Here is a 19,017-nt window from a genome sequence, read left to right on the forward strand (position 1 = left end):
CTTATAATACCAATATACACTTGGAATCTCGCATCAAGTAAGAATCAATATCAGGATACTATATAGCTAAACTACAATAAGGAAATGATGTAGATGAAAATGATTGATAAAAAGGTGGATTTGAGAGTTACCCGAACTCATAAATTGTTAACGATGGCGCTTCTCGATCTGTTATGTGAGAAAGGTCAGCTATTCAGCAACATCACAATTAATGAGATATGTGAAAAAGCTATGGTTCACCGAACAACGTTTTACAAACATTTCAAAGATAAATTTGCTTTACTGTCCTCCACCCTAACATGGGTCCTTCGGGATTATTTACACATGAATGTAGAAAATCGATTACAGCAGCCTTTGCAAAGCGTATCTAAAATCCTGTTCGGAAATGTACTGGAGACCATCGTGCAGAACCAACAGACGGATGAGGGGTTTAACAACTTTTTCATACACTATATTGGAGAGTTATTCAGACGGGATTTTCTGGAATTGAAGAGAAGAGGTAAACAATTTTCACTTCCCATAGAACTTGTAGCCGAGTTTCACTCGGGGGTGATTCGTTTACTTGTGATGTGGTGGATACAACATTTCGAAGAAAATGTTACGGCAGAACAGATGGATGAATATTACTACCTACTGGTTAACGAGAATATCATGTCGGAATAACAAACAGCTCAACCTAAAATCAATGGCTGATTTTGAGATTGAGCTGCATACTTTCAAACTTTACCTATTTTAAAACAGATTCGGAAGCCTGCACTGTCATCCTCGCACGACTTCTTTTCTTTAACCAGCCGCTCACCTTCTCATTCATCGCCAGCAGACCTGAAACGACCAGCACCACACCGATCCATGTAACCCAGCTGACATGCTCACCGTAGACAACAGCACCAAGCCCTACGGCAATGGGTGGTGAAATGTATAACCATGTTGCTGGAAACAACGGGTTGGTACGCGACATAATCCAATAGAACAGACTATGCCCCACCATGGAGCCAATGACAGTCAGATAGATCACCGACGACACAGCAGGCACCCAGTCCAGAGCAGACATATTCCACGATTCCGTTCCGACCGAGAGCAGGGATAACAGCAATCCCCCATACATCATCTGCACCGCATTGATCGCTACAGGACTAGCCTCCTTGAACTGATGAATAACCTTTTTGGAGTACAATGCACCTGCTGAATAACAGACTTCCCCTACCAGTACCGCGATACAACCCCACATAAACAGGGAACCTGCACCAAGCGATACACCTGGCAACACAACCAGAACCACACCGGTGAACCCGATCAGGCAGCCCACAATCATACGGGCAGATGTTTTTTGCCGTAACAGCGCAGTCTGCATCAACATAATCATCAGAGGCCCTGTCGCTGACAAAATGGCACCCACACCCGAGCTCACATGCTGTTCAGCCCAATATAATGTGGCAAAGGTGCCAAAGGTCAGCCCCGCTCCCGTCAACAGCATCTCCTTGCGGAACAGGAGCGACCAGCTCACTTTGCCCTTCATCCTCATCCATGCAAACATCAGCGCTCCCGCGATTACAAATCGTAATCCGGCTGACAGAAAAGGCGGCATGCCTGCCTCTACTCCAATTTTAATAGCCAGAAATGTTGTACCGAAAATAAGACACATAACCGTAAATGCAATCCCCACCATGATAACCACTCCTTTATCTGTTCTCCATCATATCTCATGGTCTACAGAACAGAATGAACAAAACAGAACAGTTTTCTCCCATTAGCTGTTACAATAGAGTTCAAAAGGAGTGTGAGCCGGGTGGGCAGAACCATGATGATGACAGATAACAGCCTGAAATTATATGAGCAAGTCATCCATTATCTCGTTGTACGTATAGAAGCGGGAGAGTGGGCCGAACATGAAAAACTGCCATCTGTACGAAGCCTGTCCGAGCTACTCGGCGTACATCGTCTGACCGTATTCAAAGCCTATCAGGAGTTAAAGGAACGTGGGAGTGTTTATGTTAAGGACAAGTCCGGCTATTATGTCAGTCCAGCAACTCCATTCTCAGTAACGGATCAGGCGGATGATCCCGCCGTGTCTGCCTGGCTGCATTGGGATTCACTTGCACGGGTACAGTCCCTTGAAGCAGAATACCAATTTTCCAAATCGTTAATCGATCCCTCTCTGCTGCCCAACCGTTATTGGGGTGAACTAATGCGTGATCTGCTGGATCAATATCCCCGTTTGCTCGGAACGTATTCCACAATTCAGGGTGATCTGGAATTGCGAAGTGCGCTGGCAAGCCATCTAACGAAAAAAGAACGCTTCTACCTCTCTGCAGACGAAGTGCTCATTACTTCGGGGGCGCAGCAAGCGATTGATGTCATCTCGCGGACGCTGGTCAAACCCGGAGATCGGGTGTTGATGGAACGGCCTACGTATGGACCAGCAATGGAGATTTTCCGCAAGCAGGGTGCTCGTCTGATCTTTACGGATATTCACTCGGATGGTTATGATCTGGAGCAGATTGAGCATCTGATGAAATCGGAGAAACCACGCTTATTCTACACGACGCCAACTTTTCATAATCCAACCGGCGTTAACGTTCCAGTAGAACAGCGCAAGCAGTTACCCGAACTTGCAGAACAGTATGGATGTTTTTTGCTCGAAGACGATAGCACCTATGATATCTATTTTAAGGAGAAACCTCCTGCACCCATTTTCACCTACGACACTACTGGACACACCCTGTACATCCGCAGTTACAGCAAGTATGTTGCACCCGGGCTACGGATTGCAGCCATCATATGCCGTCAGCGTTTCATGCCAGGACTACAGGCTGTAAAATCACTGACAGATAACGGATCGCCCCTTCTGAATCAGAAGCTTTTTCTCCGTTATTTTCAGTCAGAACGTATGCATCAGCATCTGTCCAAGCTGCGGACCGCCATCCAGCTTCGAATGGAAGTGATGGAACAATCTCTGCTGGAAACGGACTGGACGTGGACCCGGCCCGAGGGCGGACTCAACTTTTGGGTAGAGCTTCCTGAGGGTGTGGATACAGGGAGACTGCTTCACCGATGCATGGAACAATCCGTTGCCTTTGTACCCGGAACCGTATTTGATTCTTCGGATCATTCAGCCAGTCGCAAGCTGCGCCTGTCCTTCTCTTATGCACATGAGCAGCAGATTCGGGAAGGGATGAGCAGGCTCATTACGCTTGCGAAAGAAATGTAAGGTTTGGATATAAATCGAAAAAAAGCCCAGAAGGTCACATGACCTTCCGGGCTACTATTATGAGCTGGATATGACCTTATCCACCAATCCATATTCGACTGCTTCAGCAGCGGTCAGGAAATAGTCTCGATCCGAGTCCTTCTCAATCCGCTCAATTGACTGTCCTGTATGGTCGGCTAACAGCTTGTTAAGACGTTGACGATGCTGAATGATGCGGTTAGCATGAATCAGCATATCCGACGCCTGCCCTCGCGTACCGCCATGTGGCTGATGGATCATGATCTCACTGTTGGGCAGCGCCATACGTTTACCTTTTGTTCCACCTACCAGCAATATCGTACCAAAGCTTGCCGCCATACCTGTACAGATCGTGGAGATATCCGGCTTCACAAATTGCATCGTGTCATAGATCGAGAATCCTGCTGTCACCGACCCACCAGGACTGTTGATGTACATCTGGATGTCCTTCTCCGGGTCCTCTGCAGTCAAAAACAACAACTGGGCCACAATGGCATTTGCCATCTGATCCTCAATCTCTCCGGACACCATAATAATCCGATCTTTGAGCAAACGGGAGTAAATATCATAGCTCCGTTCTCCGCGAGCTGTCTGTTCCACCACATAGGGTACTACATTCATGTGTGTCGCCTCCTCGGTTTAGGCAACCATGGTGACCGTGTACCCACCTCCATACGACATCGAGTTCATGCCAGAAGTAGAGTACCCGTACATCATTGGCTGCATGGATGGAGACGGCAAAGTCTGCTGCAAAATCGTCCCCGCCACAGCCATCGGATCATCCGAACGATTCAGGCACAGATCAATGATTTGAGCAGTATCTCCATTACGAAATGCCAGCAGATAACTGCGCAGTTCCTCCCGATTGTCCACCACTGTGCCCTCTTCATACTGCAATTCACCGTCTGATTGTTCCAACCTGTGCCTCACCTCGGCTATGGCAGAGCGGGCACGACTTAACGCTGCTTTCACAGCGCCTTCTGTTGTATCCAGCATTTCCGCAGTCTCTGCCGCCTTATAACCCATTAATTCACGTAATACATATATCACTCGCTGCCACGGTGGTAGCGTATTTACAAGAAGTTGTACGGCAGACTCCATCTCCTCGAATCGTCTTTCCTCCTCCATCTCGTGCAGGAGCGGCTTCAAGCTATCCAGTTTATATGCCAATCTCTCTCGCTGACGTAAGATATCAATCCAGCTGTTGCGTGCAATACGGATCAGATACGCTTCCCAGTTTATATCTTTATTCATCCCGGAAGTTCCAACTACACTCGACGACAACACTTTGAGACAGGTCTCCTGAACCAGATCCTCCGTGTCTGGAACTGATTTCGTCAGAGATAAACAATACGCATACAACGAACCCATCAGATCGGGTAGTACGGTATGGATGCTTTGGTTCAATTGATTTTTTTTGGCGTTGCCATTGAATTCAATATCGAATTTATCTTGTTTACCATCATCATGTGGTCTGTTGATTCTGCAATCCACGGACTTCACAAAGGCCATCTTGGGGGCCCCCCTTTGCTGGTTCCTGATTGATTTTGACTTACACTATGTAAACGAAGAACCCCTTGTAAAGGATACGCTCTTCTGAATTTATTTTTATTACGCTAGTTAAGTTGGGTTACGTATTCGTTTCCAGCTTTAATGTTCCAAGCGGCACCTTCATCCCGGTAAGGGCAATCGTAATACGTTGATCCAGATTATAATTCTGCCGTACATCGACGTCATGAGACATATGTGTAAAATAAGTATGACCCGGCTTCAGTTCCCGCAGCAGCTCCTGCGCCTCGCGCATATCGTACACGGAACGTGTTGAGAATTCCGCAAGTTCATGCACAAAGCTTGTTCCAAGCACCAGCAGATCCAGTCCGTGCAATGGCTCTTTCTCGGCATCCTTCAGGTCAATAGCATCTGAACAGTACGCCCAGCTATACCCGTCTCGATCCAGCCGATATGCGTACGAATATCCGTTATGTCCATGACATACTTTCCAGGAATGCACCTTCCAGCCGCCTAGTTCAATACCATCATCCGTTTCCAGAAAGTCCATATGACGCCCCAACCAGGGAAACTGTCCCTGAATGGTGGCAATCACTTCACGTGGTGCATACAAACGCCCTTTTTCACCCAACCAGCGGCACGCATTCGCCCATTCTGGCAATCCTCCAATATGGTCAAAATGGGCATGCGTGATGAGTAGCGTATGCACCATACGTAATCCCTGATCCTCCATCTGTGATCTCCAGTCCGGTCCGCAGTCAATCATGAACTGTTCACTCGTACCGTCCCCACCACCGTCAATCAGAACAGAAGAGCGTTTCCGTTTATTCTCTCCCGTAAGCCTCGCCTCTGTACATACTTCGCAATCACAATACACACGTGGAACGCCCATCGCATCGCCAGTGCCCAGAAATGTTAGCTGATTCAATCCGCATTCCCCCTGAATTAATGATATGTAAATTGTAATCGTCCACCTCTGTTTTTGCAAAAAAAAAGACCATCCCGCTGCAGTTCTCCACTGCAATTCGGGACAGTCTGTGGTCTGACCGTTCACCGTCAGACTTTAATTCCATGCTTCGCTCCATTCGGGAGCGTACGCTTCGTCAGCATGTGGTGCAACCTTATAAGCGGGTCATCCGCATGAAGATCAGGCCTTACCTTTTGAACAGGCCACGACCGATTAATTCGAGTCACATCCACTCCGAGCTGGAACTATACCAGTGCCCGCAGCTTCAACGTCAGTTCCTGACCCGCAGGTACATCCTTCGAATCCGTAATGACCCAGTTCGATGCAAGCCGCTTCGCCAGTACCTCTGCCTGCTCCGGTTTCAACTGTAATCCGGTAACGATTCCTTCACCCACTGTGAAGTCTCTCTCTGGCTGTACCTTAAAGGCCTTTTCCAACCAGATTCCGAGTCCACCACGCGTGTTAAAGGTAATCCGGTAGCCGTCTTTCACTGCTGCCTCCAGATTTTCACCATGCTCGTCCGCATATGAGAAAAATTCATTATATCGGTATTCCTCTTCAGACACGGCGTCAAAAGCGGAAACGTCTTTGGCTTGAATGGCTTTTAATATTTCTTCCTCAGGCATCCCCTTACCGCGGGCCTGCTCCAGTCGAATCGCTGTACTTTGGGATAATTTGATCTCTGCACTCATCCAACTCACACCTTCCTGCTAGTACTATGTAACAATCATGATTCAGTATACCTCTATTATAACCTTTTGGCAGTAAAAAACCTCCATCTCTACTTCCATTGAAATGAAGGTTTTGTATCCACATGCTCGGTTACCTATTCGATTACATCAGCAATACTCATAATCCAGCTAGCACCTGATACCACACGCCGCGTTTAGAGTACAACGTACTGCGTACCTCGTCCCATCCACCCAGATAGTTGATATCAAATAGTCCTTCTGGCGTTGGGAATGTCGACTCCGTCTGTGCAAATACATCCGGATCTACTGAACGAAAACCATGCTTGGCAAAAATACGCTGTGCTTCTGGTGTACGCAGATAGGCGACAAAGGCTTCCGCCAGTTCACGATTCCCATGTTTGTCGGCATATTTATTCACCACAACTGCCGGGTTCTCAATCAGGATCGTATTTTTTGGAATGACGATGTCATAATCTACACCTTTAGCGATCCGGGCAAGCAATTCATTTTCATACGTGACGATTACATCACCGACACCATACTCGAATGCCGCCATCGAAGAACGCCCACTCTTGTCCAATGATTCAACGTTACGATGTACCTGTTCGAGAAAAGCCTTGGCTGCGGCAGGATCTTTCTTCCCCTCTTGTTCCTCCGACAGTTTTAATCCAGCACCGTAAATGGCATTAATGTCCCATTGTGCGCCCCCGGATGTCTTTGGATTAGGGTAGAGCACCTTCACTCCCGGCTTGGTCAAATCCTGAAAATCATGAATTCCGAGCGGGTTGCCTGCTCTTGTGCCCAGAACAACAATCGAACGGGTGATCATCCCCTCATTAGGGGTCTGTTTCCAATCGGAGCTAACCAGATCGGCTTTGACCAGCTTCTCGATATCACTCTCCATCGCGAGCAAGGCCACATCAGCCTCGAATCCACCAACGATGGCTCTTGCCTGTGTACCCGAAGCTTCATAGGATTCCTGGAAGTTAATTGTCTGTCCGGTTTTTGCCTTCCACTCCTCTTGGAACTTGGGCAGCAATTCGCCTACAGCGTCTTTTGCTACACTATAAGCACCAATCACAAGCGTATTGGATGAATCGTTACTAGAGGGCTCGTTCTGTTCGCTTGCCCCCTCCTGCTTGCTGCACCCAGCGGTCATGCAGACGAGCAGAAGCATGAGGGCAACATATAAGAGTATGGCTTTCTTCTTCCTCGTCTGCATGGGCAGCCCCTTTCTTCCACTTGATCTAAATCATCACCGGCATCGGATCTTCCTTCAGTCGGTTCTCAACCACCCAACTGTTGGAGTCATTGAACAGGTATGCACGGTGTACAAGGACTCTAATTTGTTGACCGATCTCCAAGGTCGTTTTTTCCAGGGAACGATATGTGATTAACTTATGACCCTGTACGTCCACCTCTACCATCCATTCACTGCCCCGGAAATGAAGATGTTTGACTGTACCTTTTTCCGTTGCAGACAACATGGTGAACTCATTTTTCAAGCCGATCTCAATATACTCTGGTCGAATAAGCGCTTTGGTATGTTCACCCTCGACAGCATGTTCGAATCCTTTCAGCTGGGAAGCATCCTCCACAACCGTAGACTCCCCGATAAATGTAGCGACAAACGGTGTCTGCGGGTTTTTGTAGATATCCCAAGGTGTGCCCTTCTGTTCCAGACGACCTTGACTGATAATCATAATCTCGTCCGCGACTTCAATCGCTTCATCCTGGTCATGCGTTACAAAAATCGAAGTAATTCCTACCCGTTCGATTAGCTCCCGCAACCATGAACGCAGTTCCTGACGGATCTTGGCATCAATGGCAGCGAACGGTTCATCCAGCAATAACAGCTGCGGCTCCGGGGCGAGTGCTCTGGCAAAAGCAACACGCTGACGCTGCCCACCAGATAACTGATGTGGATAGCGCTGTTCGAAACCTTTTAACCCGGTCAGTTCAACAAGTTCCATCACCCGATCACGGATCTGGGCTTTTGGCGTCTTCTTAACCTTGAGTCCAAAGGCGATATTCTCAAATACCGTCATATGTTTGAACAAGGCATAGTTCTGGAATACAAATCCGATGCCACGCTCCTGTGGAGGCAGATGGTTCACGACTTTTCCGTGAAAGCGAATCTCACCGGAACCCGGATTCTCCAGGCCCGCCAGCATCCGCAGAATGGATGTTTTCCCACCTCCGCTGGGTCCAAGCAGACCGATCAGATGGCCTTTGGCAATATCGAATGAGACATCTTTTACCGCATGAAAATCACCGAAATGTTTGTTCAGATCACGGACTTCTACATGCATATCAATGCACTTCCTTTCGCTTCTTGGCCCATTCCATCATGAGCAGCAGCCCGACGGAGAAGGTGACCAGCACCAATGCCACACCATTTGCGGCAGCCACATTAAAATTCTCAACATCCTGGTACACCAGGGTTGTTGCGGTCTGCGTTTTGTTCATAATATTACCGGATACGACCAGCACTGCACCAAATTCCCCGAGCGAGCGCGCAACCGTCAAGACTAGACCATACACTACTGCCCAGCGGATCGAAGGCCAGGTCACACTCCAGAACGTTCTCCAGCCGTAGGCGCCAAGTGTAGATGCAGCCTCCTCTTGCTGAGAACCGAGTTCCTGCAGGACAGGCATAACCTCTCTGACCATCAGTGGAAAGGTAACAAATAACGTTGCGATCACCATACCCGGGAAGGCATAGACCACATTGAATCCAATCCCTTCAAAAAAAGCGCCCATAATGCTGTTAGGTCCCAACATCAACACAATCATCAAACCGCCAATGACAGGAGATACGGCATAAGGCAGGTCTACAATGCTGTTCAGCAGCCCTTTTATCCGTTCACTCAGCCATCCGGCACGAACCAGATACAGAGCCATCATGATGCCAAACAATGTATTTAACAGGGTGACCACCAGAACCACCAGTCCGGTCATCATCAAGGCATGTAACGCCTCAGGACGCATTAACCCTTTCAGGAATCCACCTGCCCCGTCTTCAAATGCGCCAATAAAAATGCGTCCGAGCGGGATGATCAGCAGTACAATAAATACCGCAAACGTCAGTCCGATTAACAGTCGTCTCATCGTCTTCTCCCCCGCATCTGCACCAGATTGATCAGCCAGAGGATCAGGAAGGAGAGCGTCAGGAGCAACACGGATACAGCAGCAGCTCCCGTTGGATTATCACTTTCAATCTCCCCGTAAATAAATACGGAAGCAGTCAGTGTTCTGCCCGGAATGTTACCAGCAACCAGCACAACAGCTCCGAATTCAGCCAGTCCTCTGGAGAAAGCCAACATCCCCCCACTGATCATGCCAGGTGCCATAGAAGGCAGAATAACCTGCATGAATGTACGAGCCTTGGATGCCCCCATCGTGTACGAGGCTTCTTCCTCCGAAGGATCCATTTCTTCCAGCAAAGGCTGCACTGCACGGATAACAAACGGAAACGTGACAAAGGTCATCGCGATAACAATGGCGGGCTGGTGAAATACAATCTCAAATCCCATGGATTCTGCCAGTTTCCCGATGGCACTGACCGGACCCAAAAGCAGCATAATCATCAAGCCGCCCACCGCTGTTGGCAGTGCAAACGGGAGATCAACCAGACTATTGAGAAACGATCGGCCCACAAAGCGATACCTTGTCAACACCCAGGCGATCATCGTGCCCAAAACCACATTAATCAGCGTGGCAATCACGGCCAGCCGAATGGTCAGCAGTACGGCTTTCCACGCGATGGGGTCCATAATGCTCTGAACAAAGTTGCTCCATCCTTCAGAGAAGGAATTGACGTACACACCGATGATTGGAAGTACAATAAGTACGATAAAATATAACAATACGGTACTGCGAAATCCCCAAGTCCATCCCTTATGACGAAGAACGGTATTCATTGCTGCGTTCCCTCCCAGCCTCCGGCTTTAGCTCCGGTCGGCAGTCTTCCTGGCTTCAATACGACATTTTTCCTAAGTTGGATGATATTACTTTAATATTATTCCCATTAGTCTACTTGGTTTTGCTTTTCTGATACTTTACCAGTTTGCAGTGCTAATCGTCAATGCTTTTATTGAATATAATTGGGCCACACATAAGAACGATTAATAAAAATCGCACTGTACACTGCGCGGCCAGAACAACCTTCCGATCACTGTTATCCCCAGATTTCTTTGATCCCCTTTTTTAAGGGGAAATCCGGTGATAAAGGCGAAGCTTATGCTTCCGAAGCAGCTTTCTTACAGAAAGCTTTTAGCTTCCGCTTCTTCAGGTTATTTCTGTACTCTCCGTTATTGTGCAATTCACATATCCGTCTGCATATGTGGTTTGTTTGGTATGTAGTGGTTAAGGTACAATCGAGGGTAAGAACAGAGATGATAAGGAGTGATCTAACATGTTATATACGAAGAATATATCCACTTCCACACGAGATGAAATGAAGGATATCACATGGGACGTAAAGCAGGTTGTCCAGAGTAGCGGCGTACAGAATGGGACGGTGCTCATCTACTGTCCTCATACGACGGCGGGGATTGCCATCAACGAAAATGCAGACCCGGATGTGAAACACGATGTATTGTTGCGCCTGGACGAAGTGTATCCTTGGGAACATCCCGAGTATCGACATGCCGAAGGTAATACAGCTTCTCACCTCAAATCGATCACAACGGGGCCATCACAGACGGTGATTATTCATGAAGGCAGATTGCTGCTTGGCCGATGGCAAGGCATTTACTTTTGTGAATTCGATGGACCACGTGAGCGGGAGTACTTTCTCAAAATCATGGAAGGTTAGTTGGGTCCAATAGGCCTGCCACCCACTCGTTCATTTTTGCAAACACAAACAGGCGGTCCACCCTCATTCCGGGTCGGAGCCGCCTGACTTGGTCTGCTGCGCATACTAACTTTCGCGAGACAACGTTATAAAGAATTAAAGTTATGACAAATCACCGCCCTGAAGTGTAGGGGTGCAACAATAGCGCCATTATTGGACGCCAGGCTGCTGACCCAGATTGCGGCACAGCACTTTGACATGAGACAGCGCAGACGATTCAATCTCCACAAACGTTAAACGGTCCTGAATGTAATAAGAAATGAATCCGTGCATAGCCAAAAATAGCGTACGCGGTACCCTTTGAATATCCTCTTCCGTACAGTTCTCTTCATTCATATACTGCCTTATAATCGATGCAAACAATTCGAAGCAACGTCCCTGTTCGGTACGACAATAAGACAATAGTTCTTCGTCCCTGATCATAAACATGATTTCGTATTGATAGGGGTTCTCCAGACCAAAGCGAATAAACTCCATCATAATGTGCTCTACCTTGCTCACATCATCACGAACCGGCCTGACCATGGCTTGCAGCAGTAAATGCCCCAGATGATTAAAATCTTCAACCACAATGGCATAGAACAGCTCTGCCTTTTCCTTAAAATGATAATACAGCGACCCATGACTATAGCCCAGATGCTGGCCGATGCTTCGCATCGAAATGGCGCGGTATCCTTTGGTAATAAAAAGGTGCCTCGCCGCCTCCAGTATCCGCTCCCTCGACAACTCCTGTTCGACTGCTCTTCTAGCCATATATTTTATTCCCCTTCAATAAAATAAAGCCGCTGTCCCTCCGTGATCCGGGATTGCCCTTGCGTCAAATCCGTGATCCAGGCTATAAAAGCCTCGGTTTCACTATCCGGCGGAAGACAAGTCAACGTAACCTTATCGGTGAATCCAGTTTCACCTGTACGGACTTCCCGGCTTCTTAACTCATTTTCCACTTTACCCAGCCACGTATAATCGAGTTCAACAAACACTTCACGATGCAGCACGTTGGTAATGGCTTCTCCGGCTTCAATGGCTGCTACAGCTCCATCCGTATAAGCACGAATTAACCCGCCAGCTCCAAGCATAATTCCCCCGAAGTATCGCGTAACCACAATTGCCACATTTTTTAATTTCTGATTTTTGATTACTTCAAGAATAGGTTTCCCTGCTGTTCCGCTAGGTTCCCCGTCATCGGATTGCTTCTGGATCTCATCGCGCTCCCCAATCATGTATGCAGAGCAGTTATGAGTTGCATTCCAATGTTTTTTCTTGATCTCATCGATGAAGGCAACAGCCTCTTCCTCTGTCGTGACCGGCATAATATGACCGATAAATCGCGACTTCTTGATTACAATTTCCAGATTGCCCGGTCCTCGAACCGTGCGATAACGTTCAATCATCCTAAATCCAACTTTCTGATCTTTTCCTGAGTCCATTTTACAAGAAAGCAGTTCACCGCGCGAACGCGGACGAACTGCCCTGGTTATCTATATCCGGGAACCCTGCCTTTTACACGAACAATGATTCCCGGTTAGATTTACATTACCTTATTCAACTATATGAGCAGACCGATGAATTATTCGGAAAGTCTCGCTTCAAGCGCTGCTTTCTCTTCTTCAAAGCCTGGTTTGCCCAGCAATGCGAACATATTTTTCTTGTAAGCTTCCACGCCTGGTTGGTCAAATGGATTGACGCCCAGCAGGTAGCCACTGATACCGCATGCTTTTTCAAAGAAGTATACCAGATATCCGAAAGAATATGGAGTCATATCTGGAATGTTCACAATCAGGTTTGGTACTTGACCATCCGTATGTGCAAGCAGTGTTCCCTGGAACGCTTTTTTGTTAACAAAGTCCATGGTTTTGCCTTCAAGGAAGTTCAAACCATCGAGATCGTCCGGATCGGATTTGATCGAGATATGCTCTGCAACTTCAGTAACCTGGATAACAGTTTCGAAAATATTCCGGCTACCTTCCTGAATGAATTGACCCATGGAGTGCAAGTCTGTAGAGAAATCAACAGATGCAGGATAGATCCCTTTGTAGTCTTTACCTTCACTCTCTCCAAACAGTTGTTTCCACCACTCGGATACGAAGTGCAGGGATGGCTCATAGTTTACAAGAATCTCAGTTCCTTTGCCTTTGCGATACAATGCGTTACGAACTGCAGCATATTGATATGCTTCATTCTCAGCTACGTTCGGGTTGCTGTATTCTTTGGATGCGTCAGCCGCACCTTGCATCATTTCTTCGATGCTGATACCCGCTGCTGCGATTGGCAGCAAACCTACAGCCGTCAGAACGGAGTAACGTCCACCTACATCATCCGGGATAATGAAGGATTCGTATCCTTCTGCATTTGCGAGTTCTTTCAGTGCACCGCGCGCTTTGTCTGTTGTAGCATAGATGCGTTTGCGTGCTTCTTCTTTACCATATTTCTCTTCCAGTGCTGCACGGAAGATACGGAAAGCAATTGCCGGCTCTGTTGTTGTACCGGATTTGGAGATAACGTTGACGGAGAAATCTTTGCCTTCAACCAAATCCAGCAAATGAGTTACATATGTGGAACTGATATTGTTTCCTGCAAAATAGATTTCAGGCGTTTTGCGTTTGTCTTTTGGCAGATTGTTATAGAACGAGTGAGTCAGCATTTCAATCGCTGCACGTGCACCCAGGTATGATCCACCGATACCGATAACGATCAGTACTTCGGAGTCGCTTTGGATTTTGGCAGCCGCTTTTTGAATGCGTGCGAACTCTTCTTTGTCATAAGCCGTTGGCAGGTCAATCCAGCCCAGATAATCGGAGCCTGTTCCTGTTCCGTTGTGAAGCTGCTCGTGAGCCAGACGAATCGGTTCTGCGAAATAATCCACTTCGTGCTGATTTACAAATTGCAATGCCGTGCTATAGTCAAATGTCACTTTTTTTGCCATGATCTCAAAAACCTCCTGATTTCGATTATAGTGCGTGTTCAAACTTAGTAATCAAAAGCGGACTTTTTGAACAACCTCTTATATTATGTCCGTATTCCATTCTAAACAACTTGCCTTAAGGATACTTCAAATCCACGGGGCTGACAAGCTTGCAGCTCGAACTTTGTCGTTAGAATTCAAGAAGCAAAAAGGGTAAACCGAATCCGCGCGTTGCGGTTCTGCTTACCCTTCTTATGTTATTCCGCCGGGTACGAGCAGACGTAGTCAGTAACGCTGCGTATCTCCAGTTTAAATTTGGATTCGGCAGGCACGTGGAACGTAGCTTGACCTTGAATCTCTTGCCACTCTTCTTCTCCGGGAAGCAATACTTTCAGATCTCCGGACAGAATCTCCATAATTTCACGGGAATCCGTACCGAACTCATAACTGCCTGGAAGCATGATGCCCAGAGTCACTTTGCTGCCATCCCCCAAAATAACCGTTCTGCTGGTTACCTGACCATCATAATAAATGTTGGCCTCTTTCACTACACTGACTTGATCGAATTGTGACATGCGTACCCGCTCCCCTGAAGTTAATGAAAACAAAAGGCAAAACAGATCAGGGCGATAACGAACGAATCACCGCCCATCTCTGCGGAAATAACTTACTGCCATGGATCAGGACAGCATGATGCCCTCCCAACCATAGCAGCGCTTATGAAGCTATAAGTGTTCAAAAAGTCAGGTTTTCAGTATCGAGAAGATGGGATGAAGCTAGAAATGGAGTAGCGGAGCGTAGGAGAAAACTACGTGAGCAACGGACATTTCGGCTGAATCCCATATTCGACGCTGATGATGCCGTGAGGCATCCTTCGTAATCAAAAGCAGACTTTTTAAACAACCTCTATTACAGCAATGCTTTTACGCGGCTAACCACGTTATCCACTGTAAAGCCATACTCTTGGATAACACGGTCGCCAGGCGCGGATGCACCAAATGTGCTGATTCCGAGAATGTCACCTTGATCTCCAACATATTTCTCCCAGCCCATTGGATAAGCCATTTCAATTGCAAGACGAGCTTTAACATCCGGAAGAAGAACGGACTCTTTGTAAGCTTTGTCTTGTTTCTCGAACAGATCCCAGCTTGGCATGCTGATTACGCGAACTTGAATGCCTTGTTCTGCAAGTGCTGCTTGAGCTTTAACAGCCAATTGCACTTCAGAACCTGTAGCGATAATTTGTGCTACCGCTTTGCCATCTTTTGCATCAGAGACAACATAAGCACCACGTTTCACGTTCTCACGTGAACCTTCAACGGTACCTTCGAGGATCGGCAGGTTTTGACGAGTGAGTACGAGTGCAACCGGGTTGCTCTTGTTCTCAAGCGCGTAAGCCCAAGCAGCCGAAGTTTCATTACCATCAGCCGGACGAATAACTGTCAGGTTAGGAATGATACGCAGGGATGCCAGTTGCTCGATTGGTTCGTGCGTAGGACCATCTTCACCAACAGCGATACTGTCGTGAGTCAGAACATACGTAACAGGCAATCCCATCAGGGCAGCCAGACGAACAGCCGGACGCAGGTAATCGGTAAATACGAAGAACGTACCTCCGAATACTTTCACACCGCTGTGCAGTGCCATACCGTTCATTGCTCCAGCCATACCGAATTCACGGATACCGAAGTAGATGTTACGGCCGGAGTAATCTTCAGGTGTGAAGTTCTCCAGGTTGTTCAAGTGAGTCATTGTGGAGCTTTCCAAGTCAGCAGATCCACCTGTCAGTTGTGGCACGTTGTGTGCCAGACCGTTCAGAGCGTTACCGGATGCTACACGAGTGGAAAGAGCTTTGTCTGTTGCTGCATATTTAGGAAGATCACGGTCCCAGCCTTCTGGAAGGTCGCCGTTAATCGCTGTTTCGAATTGAGCTGCCAGCTCAGGGAAAGCTTTTTTGTACTCGGCAAATTTCTCGTCCCAAGCTTTGTTAGCAGAGATACCACGATCTTTCACTTGTGCAAAGTGATCGCGAACTTCAGCTGGTACGTGGAAGTTTTCTTCGTAAACCCATTTGTAATACTCTTTAGTCAATTTGGCTTCGTCTGCACCCAGTGGAGATCCGTGAGTACCGCCGTGGCCGCCTTTACCTTGTTTGTTCGGGCTACCATAACCGATAACCGTTTTAACTTCGATCAGTGTAGGACGCAGTGTATCTGCTTGACCTTCCTGAATTGCTTTTTCGATTGCAGGCAGATCGTTACCATCTTCAACGCGCAGCACTTGCCAGCCATAAGCTTCAAAACGCTTCGCGATGCTTTCGGAAGAAGACAGATCCAATTTACCATCCAACGTGATGTCATTGGAGTCGAACAACATGATCAGTTTGCCCAGGTGCAAACGTCCAGCCAGGGAAGCTGATTCATGAGATACGCCTTCCATCAAGTCACCATCACCACAGATTGCGTAAGTGTAGTGGTCAACTACGTTGAATTTGTCTTTATTGTATGTTGCGCCCAGTTGAGCTTCAGCCATCGCCATACCTACAGCCATTGCAATACCTTGACCCAGTGGGCCGGTTGTTGCATCAACACCTGCAGTATGTCCGAATTCCGGGTGACCCGGAGTTTTGCTTCCCCATTGACGGAACTGTTTCAGTTCTTCCATTGGAAGATCATATCCGCTCAGGTGCAGCAAGCTGTACAGCAACATGGAGCCATGTCCTGCAGACAGGACAAAACGGTCCCGGTTAACCCAAGTTGGGTGGTCCGGGTTATGAGTCATCGTTTTTGCAAAAAGTTGGTACCCCATTGGAGCGGAGCCCATAGGCATACCCGGATGTCCGGAATTTGCCTTCTCAATTGCATCAATCGCCAAAGTACGTACGGTAGTAATCGACAGGTTGTCGATTGTAGTGTTCTCGTCCTTTTGAATCGCTTCGTTCTTGTCAGTCATGGTTTGTCCTCCTCATGTCTTTAGATAAGTCGGGTGCGCAAGCGAATCCCTCTCATCATACAAGCAAACCGAATTTCACAATAAGTGAATCCGCTTGAGTGTTTCATTTTGACTTATTCACTTTTGTATTGTATCACTTGGCGTGAAGCTTTTCCATAACCTTCTTTTAGAAGTTCGTGAAAATCGGTGGTTTGTGATGAATAATCCTTGGCCTATCAAGCAAAAATCGTACTGTACAAGGTACTAAATTCCAAAAGCAGACTTAAGGAGCCTCGCAAATCCATCGCATGAAGTATAACCTTTTACCTGAAAACCATGCATTTTTTAGATATTCATCCTCAATTCACATATAATGTTCCTTAATATGGATTACGAAATTCGGGCTGTAGTTTACTTCTCAAATGTACATGCGTCAATCATAGGAGGTCTCGATCATGCCAGATCCTGCTGCTCACCCATCCCCATCCGTAAAACATTCATTACCCTGGATATCCGGTATTTTAACGGGAATTCTCTCGGGAGTTGTCCTGGGATTTTTCCTCAAAATGATTCAGGCCAACACTGGTGAACAAGTATATACTCTGCTGCTGAATATTGATTTTGTGCCTGGTCTTCCGGCAACCTTACCCGAATTCATTGAATTTGCTTTGCATCTCATCGTGTCCGTTGTCATCGGTATCTTCTATCTGTGGTGGGTAAGGCATTCAGGCTGCCCTATGAACAAAGGAATTTTACTTGGTGCAGTCTCGTCCCTGCTCTATATCCCACTCTCTCAATTGTCATCACGTGTGCCAGACCTGTACGATGTGTCCGCCATCATCTACTGGATTGTAGGACATCTGCTATTCGGTATTGTGCTTGGCTTGTGCGGAAAGTATGTGTATACAAAAATAGCGACTCCCGCTTCGTAAACGAATTGGGGTCGCTTTTTTGTTAGTCTATTACGTGGTTCCGAATCAACCTTGCACAGTATTAAAGCGTGAGCTTAAAATACAACGGTTTTATTTTCATGAACAAGAACACGGTCTTCGACATGCCATTTCACTGCACGTGCGAGCACAACACGCTCAATGGTACGTCCAATACGCTTCAGCTCGGTTACATCGTCCCCGTGGCTTACACGCTGCACATCCTGTTCAATAATCGGACCGCCATCCAGTTCTTCCGTAACATAGTGCGCTGTCGCACCAATGATTTTAACACCACGGTTGTACGCCTGCGCATACGGTTTACCACCAACAAAGGCTGGCAGGAACGAATGGTGAATATTAATGATTCGATTGCGGTAATGCTCAATGAACATCGGAGAGATAATCTGCATGTAACGAGCCAGAATGATCACATCCACATCGTTGCCGATGACGTCCAGTTGGCGCTGTTCCGCTTCTTTTTTCGTATCTGCTGTAACTGGGATATGATGATATGGAATGCCAAATGATTCTACATAATCCTTCATGTCCAGATGGTTGCTGACCACAAGCGCAATATCTGCATCCAGGTCGCCTGCCTGCCATTGCCACAACAATTCAACCAGACAGTGATCTTCTTTGGATACAAAGATAGCCAGTTTCTTCTTGCGGCTAACCGCAGATAACGTCCATTCCATCTGGAAACGGCTTGCTACTTCTGCAAAATCGGCTTCCAGTTTCGGCAAATTGACCAACAATTGCGGAAGATCAAACTCAATTCGCATAAAGAACATGCCGCCAGCAGGGTCCATTGTATATTGGTCCGACTGAACAATGTTTGCACCATGCTGGTGCAGGAAGTGAGAAACGGCAGCTACAATTCCTGGACCATCCGGACAGGAAATAAGCATGCGCGCACGATCAGCGCGGTTTTTAGAATCAGGGCGTACTTGTTTAGCGTGGATCTCCATCGGGTTATTCTTCCTCCTTCAATTAAGCCATG

The 19,017-nt window shown here is 47.3% G+C and carries 19 protein-coding genes; 4 read left to right on the forward strand and 15 right to left on the reverse strand.

From position 1 onward, the window contains the following. The first annotated feature begins 93 nt into the window (after positions 1-93). A complete protein-coding gene (locus tag MKY44_RS29210; protein WP_341010045.1) occupies positions 94-663 on the forward strand; it encodes a TetR/AcrR family transcriptional regulator in 570 nt (189 codons plus the stop codon). A gap of 64 nt (positions 664-727) precedes the next feature. Here the strand turns inward: MKY44_RS29210 and MKY44_RS29215 are convergent, their stop codons facing one another. Then, positions 728-1,666, reverse strand: coding sequence for a DMT family transporter (locus MKY44_RS29215; RefSeq protein WP_341010046.1), 939 nt, complete (start codon positions 1,664-1,666; stop codon positions 728-730). 120 nt (positions 1,667-1,786) lie between these two features. On the opposite strand from MKY44_RS29215, the gene MKY44_RS29220 reads away from it, so the two are divergent. Continuing rightward, positions 1,787-3,208: an aminotransferase-like domain-containing protein gene (locus MKY44_RS29220; protein ID WP_341010047.1), complete on the forward strand. Its 1,422-nt coding sequence runs from the start codon at positions 1,787-1,789 to the stop codon at positions 3,206-3,208. Positions 3,209-3,265: 57 nt separating this feature from the next. Here the strand turns inward: MKY44_RS29220 and clpP are convergent, their stop codons facing one another. From clpP to cysT, 8 genes are all read right to left on the reverse strand, one after another. Then, positions 3,266-3,847: an ATP-dependent Clp endopeptidase proteolytic subunit ClpP gene (clpP, locus tag MKY44_RS29225; RefSeq protein WP_017689971.1), complete on the reverse strand. Its 582-nt coding sequence runs from the start codon at positions 3,845-3,847 to the stop codon at positions 3,266-3,268. An 18-nt stretch (positions 3,848-3,865) separates the two neighbouring features. After that, positions 3,866-4,738: an RNA polymerase sigma factor gene (locus MKY44_RS29230; protein WP_341010048.1), complete on the reverse strand. Its 873-nt coding sequence runs from the start codon at positions 4,736-4,738 to the stop codon at positions 3,866-3,868. Positions 4,739-4,856: 118 nt separating this feature from the next. Next, positions 4,857-5,663 carry an MBL fold metallo-hydrolase gene (locus tag MKY44_RS29235; protein ID WP_341010049.1) on the reverse strand — a complete coding sequence of 269 codons (807 nt, stop codon included), beginning with the start codon at positions 5,661-5,663 and terminating at the stop codon, positions 4,857-4,859. A gap of 284 nt (positions 5,664-5,947) precedes the next feature. Beyond that, on the reverse strand, positions 5,948-6,394 hold the full coding sequence (locus MKY44_RS29240) for a hypothetical protein (RefSeq protein WP_105597729.1): 447 nt from the start codon (positions 6,392-6,394) through the stop codon (positions 5,948-5,950). Between the two features lie 157 nt (positions 6,395-6,551). After that, positions 6,552-7,616, reverse strand: coding sequence for a sulfate ABC transporter substrate-binding protein (locus MKY44_RS29245; RefSeq protein ID WP_341010051.1), 1,065 nt, complete (start codon positions 7,614-7,616; stop codon positions 6,552-6,554). A 25-nt stretch (positions 7,617-7,641) separates the two neighbouring features. Further along, entirely contained in the window at positions 7,642-8,706 is a 1,065-nt protein-coding gene (locus MKY44_RS29250) for a sulfate/molybdate ABC transporter ATP-binding protein (protein WP_036610770.1), read from the reverse strand. 1 nt (position 8,707) lies between these two features. Further along, complete coding sequence (locus tag MKY44_RS29255; protein ID WP_017689977.1) at positions 8,708-9,505, reverse strand: sulfate ABC transporter permease subunit; 798 nt, start codon at positions 9,503-9,505, stop codon at positions 8,708-8,710. After that, the gene (gene cysT, locus MKY44_RS29260) at positions 9,502-10,317 is read right to left on the reverse strand and encodes a sulfate ABC transporter permease subunit CysT (RefSeq protein ID WP_341010052.1); all 816 of its coding nucleotides are present in this window, start codon (positions 10,315-10,317) and stop codon (positions 9,502-9,504) included. Before cysT ends, MKY44_RS29255 begins: the two co-directional genes overlap by 4 nt. Before the next feature lie 494 nt (positions 10,318-10,811). On the opposite strand from cysT, the gene MKY44_RS29265 reads away from it, so the two are divergent. Next, positions 10,812-11,213, forward strand: a complete 402-nt coding sequence (locus tag MKY44_RS29265; protein ID WP_076327247.1) for a secondary thiamine-phosphate synthase enzyme YjbQ — start codon at positions 10,812-10,814, stop codon at positions 11,211-11,213. 189 nt (positions 11,214-11,402) lie between these two features. On the opposite strand, the gene MKY44_RS29270 is transcribed toward MKY44_RS29265, so the two are convergent. The 5 genes from MKY44_RS29270 to tkt form a co-directional block, all read right to left on the reverse strand. Continuing rightward, positions 11,403-12,005, reverse strand: coding sequence for a TetR/AcrR family transcriptional regulator (locus MKY44_RS29270; RefSeq protein ID WP_017689980.1), 603 nt, complete (start codon positions 12,003-12,005; stop codon positions 11,403-11,405). A 5-nt stretch (positions 12,006-12,010) separates the two neighbouring features. Next, the gene (locus tag MKY44_RS29275) at positions 12,011-12,643 is read right to left on the reverse strand and encodes a YigZ family protein (protein WP_036669098.1); all 633 of its coding nucleotides are present in this window, start codon (positions 12,641-12,643) and stop codon (positions 12,011-12,013) included. A gap of 176 nt (positions 12,644-12,819) precedes the next feature. Beyond that, positions 12,820-14,175 carry a glucose-6-phosphate isomerase gene (locus MKY44_RS29280; protein WP_017689982.1) on the reverse strand — a complete coding sequence of 452 codons (1,356 nt, stop codon included), beginning with the start codon at positions 14,173-14,175 and terminating at the stop codon, positions 12,820-12,822. Positions 14,176-14,411: 236 nt separating this feature from the next. Further along, positions 14,412-14,729 (reverse strand): pyrimidine/purine nucleoside phosphorylase, encoded by a 318-nt coding sequence (gene ppnP / locus MKY44_RS29285; RefSeq protein WP_017689983.1) that lies wholly within the window; start codon positions 14,727-14,729, stop codon positions 14,412-14,414. 334 nt (positions 14,730-15,063) lie between these two features. Beyond that, a complete protein-coding gene (gene tkt / locus MKY44_RS29290) occupies positions 15,064-17,106 on the reverse strand; it encodes a transketolase (RefSeq protein WP_036610788.1) in 2,043 nt (680 codons plus the stop codon). 434 nt (positions 17,107-17,540) lie between these two features. On the opposite strand from tkt, the gene MKY44_RS29295 reads away from it, so the two are divergent. Next, positions 17,541-18,017: a hypothetical protein gene (locus tag MKY44_RS29295; protein ID WP_341010054.1), complete on the forward strand. Its 477-nt coding sequence runs from the start codon at positions 17,541-17,543 to the stop codon at positions 18,015-18,017. 74 nt (positions 18,018-18,091) lie between these two features. Here the strand turns inward: MKY44_RS29295 and purU are convergent, their stop codons facing one another. Then, on the reverse strand, positions 18,092-18,985 hold the full coding sequence (purU, locus tag MKY44_RS29300) for a formyltetrahydrofolate deformylase (RefSeq protein WP_017689986.1): 894 nt from the start codon (positions 18,983-18,985) through the stop codon (positions 18,092-18,094). Positions 18,986-19,017: the final 32 nt, after the last annotated feature.

This window comes from Paenibacillus sp. FSL R7-0026 (genome assembly GCF_038004485.1).
In the GTDB taxonomy this organism is placed as follows: Bacteria; Bacillota; Bacilli; order Paenibacillales; family Paenibacillaceae; genus Paenibacillus; species Paenibacillus xylanexedens_A.

Bases quoted from the DNA above. Each gene is read 5' to 3' on its own strand.
- MKY44_RS29265 (WP_076327247.1), top strand. From the start codon at position 10,812: ATGTTATATACGAAGAATATATCCACTTCCACACGAGATGAAATGAAG.
- cysT (WP_341010052.1), bottom strand. From the start codon at position 10,317: ATGAATACCGTTCTTCGTCATAAGGGATGGACTTGGGGATTTCGCAGT.
- tkt (WP_036610788.1), bottom strand. From the start codon at position 17,106: ATGACTGACAAGAACGAAGCGATTCAAAAGGACGAGAACACTACAATC.
- MKY44_RS29245 (WP_341010051.1), bottom strand. From the start codon at position 7,616: ATGCAGACGAGGAAGAAGAAAGCCATACTCTTATATGTTGCCCTCATG.
- MKY44_RS29240 (WP_105597729.1), bottom strand. From the start codon at position 6,394: ATGAGTGCAGAGATCAAATTATCCCAAAGTACAGCGATTCGACTGGAG.
- MKY44_RS29215 (WP_341010046.1), bottom strand. From the start codon at position 1,666: ATGGTGGGGATTGCATTTACGGTTATGTGTCTTATTTTCGGTACAACA.
- clpP (WP_017689971.1), bottom strand. From the start codon at position 3,847: ATGAATGTAGTACCCTATGTGGTGGAACAGACAGCTCGCGGAGAACGG.
- ppnP (WP_017689983.1), bottom strand. From the start codon at position 14,729: ATGTCACAATTCGATCAAGTCAGTGTAGTGAAAGAGGCCAACATTTAT.
- MKY44_RS29230 (WP_341010048.1), bottom strand. From the start codon at position 4,738: ATGGCCTTTGTGAAGTCCGTGGATTGCAGAATCAACAGACCACATGAT.
- MKY44_RS29250 (WP_036610770.1), bottom strand. From the start codon at position 8,706: ATGCATGTAGAAGTCCGTGATCTGAACAAACATTTCGGTGATTTTCAT.
- MKY44_RS29255 (WP_017689977.1), bottom strand. From the start codon at position 9,505: ATGAGACGACTGTTAATCGGACTGACGTTTGCGGTATTTATTGTACTG.
- purU (WP_017689986.1), bottom strand. From the start codon at position 18,985: ATGGAGATCCACGCTAAACAAGTACGCCCTGATTCTAAAAACCGCGCT.
- MKY44_RS29270 (WP_017689980.1), bottom strand. From the start codon at position 12,005: ATGGCTAGAAGAGCAGTCGAACAGGAGTTGTCGAGGGAGCGGATACTG.
- MKY44_RS29295 (WP_341010054.1), top strand. From the start codon at position 17,541: ATGCCAGATCCTGCTGCTCACCCATCCCCATCCGTAAAACATTCATTA.
- MKY44_RS29280 (WP_017689982.1), bottom strand. From the start codon at position 14,175: ATGGCAAAAAAAGTGACATTTGACTATAGCACGGCATTGCAATTTGTA.
- MKY44_RS29210 (WP_341010045.1), top strand. From the start codon at position 94: ATGAAAATGATTGATAAAAAGGTGGATTTGAGAGTTACCCGAACTCAT.
- MKY44_RS29275 (WP_036669098.1), bottom strand. From the start codon at position 12,643: ATGATTGAACGTTATCGCACGGTTCGAGGACCGGGCAATCTGGAAATT.